The organism is Sandarakinorhabdus sp. (assembly GCF_032115815.1).
GTDB lineage: Bacteria > Pseudomonadota > Alphaproteobacteria > Sphingomonadales > Sphingomonadaceae > Sandarakinorhabdus.
In genome coordinates this window covers 1-2,201 of record NZ_JAUMBI010000132.1, presented here as the reverse complement: position 1 = coordinate 2,201, position 2,201 = coordinate 1, and the positions used below count along the sequence as shown (strand labels likewise).

Annotated in this window: 2 protein-coding genes, 1 tRNA gene and 1 pseudogene; all 4 read right to left on the bottom strand. The window is 66.8% G+C overall.

The window, feature by feature from the left end; translation table 11 throughout:
- Nucleotides 1-677, bottom strand: a pseudogene (locus RT662_RS07900) (4-hydroxybutyrate CoA-transferase); the annotation flags it as partial.
- A gap of 187 nt (nucleotides 678-864) precedes the next feature.
- Nucleotides 865-939 (bottom strand) — tRNA-Phe (locus tag RT662_RS07895).
- Nucleotides 940-984: 45 nt separating this feature from the next.
- Complete coding sequence (gene yacG, locus RT662_RS07890) at nucleotides 985-1,188, bottom strand: DNA gyrase inhibitor YacG (RefSeq protein ID WP_313670163.1); 204 nt, start codon at nucleotides 1,186-1,188, stop codon at nucleotides 985-987.
- Nucleotides 1,172-2,125, bottom strand: coding sequence for a ribonuclease E/G (locus RT662_RS07885; RefSeq protein WP_313670162.1), 954 nt, complete (start codon nucleotides 2,123-2,125; stop codon nucleotides 1,172-1,174). Before RT662_RS07885 ends, yacG begins: the two co-directional genes overlap by 17 nt.
- Between the last annotated feature and the right edge of the window lie 76 nt (nucleotides 2,126-2,201).

Genomic DNA, 2,201 nt, shown 5'->3' with positions numbered 1-2,201 from the left:
ACGGCGTTGGGCATGCCGCCGATACCGATCTGCAGGCAGGCGCCGTCGTCAATCTCAGCCATGATCAGCCGCGCCACCGCCCGGTCGACATCGGTCACCGGGGCATTGGGCAGTTCCGGCACCGGGCTGTCGTCGCCTTCGATGATGTAATCGACTTCGCTGAGATGGATGTCGGTGCCCTCGCCAATCGCATGCGGCAAGGCGCTGCAGGTCTCGATGACGACCAGCCGCGCCCGCTCCATGATGGCCCGCAGCCAGACATTGGTTGGCCCGATGTTGAAACAGCCATTTTCCAGCGGGCGCGCCTTCAGGATCAGCATGTCCACCGGCGCGATGAAGCGGCGATAATAATCGGAAATCTCGCCCAGGTTCACCGGCGTGTAACTGCAGCGGCCCTGCTCGTGCAGGCGGCGATCATAGCCGCTCATGTGCAGGCTGATCATGTGGGCGTGCCGGCCTTCGGGATCCTTTTCGATGAACGCACGCGGCCGCATCGAAAGGGTGGAACGAACCTTGAGATCAGAAAGCTGCGTGATCCGTTCCCCCAGCGCGCGATCGAACGCATCGGGCTGGTTGATCGTGCCGAAATAATCCAGCCACATGCCCGATTGCACCAAAGCCGCAGCTTCGGCCGCCGTGATGGTCTTCGCTGGAGCGGCCGCCTGGCGCAACGTCATGAAAAATCCCCGTCAGCGAAAAACCCCACGACACCATGACCAATTGATCGGCAGCGTCCGCAAGTGATCGTAGCGGCCAATCCGCCTGACCCGCAACTCCGCCATTTCAGTGATGCGCCGAACCGGCCCGGGGCCCGAACAAACGAAAAGGGCCGCTCCTTGCCGGAGACGGCCCTTTTCATGATGATGGTGCCCGGGGGCGGATTTGAACCACCGACACGGGGATTTTCAATCCCCTGCTCTACCCCTGAGCTACCCGGGCCCACTTGACTCAAGCGGTTGGGTGAACCGCGTGGGAGGCGGCCGTTTAGCCAGCCTCGTCGCCATTGTCCAGCGGGGACGTGTCAGAAAGTTCGTCGTCCTGGGCGTTGGCCGGCAACACATAGCGATCAGACAGCCAGGCATTGAGATCACGGCTGCGGCAGCCTTCGCTGCAGAACGGTTTGAAGGCCGCCACCATCGGGACTTTTCGACAATAGGCGCAGGGGCGCGAATCAGCTTTGCTGGACATGGCCTCTCCCTGCCCCAGCATTGGCTGCCAGCGCCAGTGGCCCGCCCGTCAGTCGCGCACATTCCTCGATCAGCGCCGGGCGTGCCGCCAGCCAGTCAATCACCGGGCCGGATGCTTCGATGCGGGTTGGCCCCACCAGCCGCATCGCGCGGCGCAACAGTTCCAGCGCGGCAAAGCCCGGCTGCCGCACCGCTTCGATCAGGCTCAACTGCCGGCGCGGACGGATGATCTGCACCAGGCCAAAGCCGTTCATCGCGGTCTTTTCAAATGGTGCCGGCAAGGCTTCGGCCAGGATCGCATCGACCGTGGCGCGTGGACCGCGCCCGGCCAGCGTGGGGAAATCCACCACCACCGGGCCGCCGACGCCATGCCGCCGGATCAGTGCCGCCACCGCCCGCGCGGCGGCTTCGGCCAGCCGGGTCAGATCGCCTGTCCCATCCACATCGATCACCAGCATCGCCGGGGTGGGCGCCACCAGCAGCCGGCCACCGGGGAAATCGATACGGCCCGATAGCGCCTCTTCCACCACCGCATCCCAACCCGCTTCGGCCAGAGCGTCCGGGCCATGCACCGGAACCGGCGTCACGGCATGGCCGGCAGCCGCCAGTCGCGCTGCCAGATCGGGCGCAGGCCGCGCCGAGCCATCGTGCGCCACAACCCGCGCCTGCTTGTCGCGCACGCCATCGGGACGCGCTGGGCGCAGCACCTCCACCAGCCGCGTCTGCCCCTCGGGCCAATCGGCCGGCACCGGCGCCAATTGCGCTTCGGCACCGGCCAGCACCACCACGCCCTGCCGGCGATCGGCCAGCCGCGCCGGCGCGATCAGGCCCACCGGCAGCGGATCGTCCGCGCGCGCGATGTGAGCCTCCACCACCGTATCGCCATCCAGCACCAGCGCGCGTGTGGCGCCGGGCGCGGCCTCCACCAGCGCGATCATGTGCGCCAGCCGGCCGCCGTCAGCAGCAGCCGCGTCTCATTCAGCGGCAGGCCGACCACGCCCGAAAAACTACCGG

Coding starts and splice junctions, on each gene's coding strand:
- yacG (WP_313670163.1), bottom strand. CDS start 1,188: ATGTCCAGCAAAGCTGATTCGCGCCCCTGCGCCTATTGTCGAAAAGTC.
- RT662_RS07885 (WP_313670162.1), bottom strand. CDS start 2,125: ATGATCGCGCTGGTGGAGGCCGCGCCCGGCGCCACACGCGCGCTGGTG.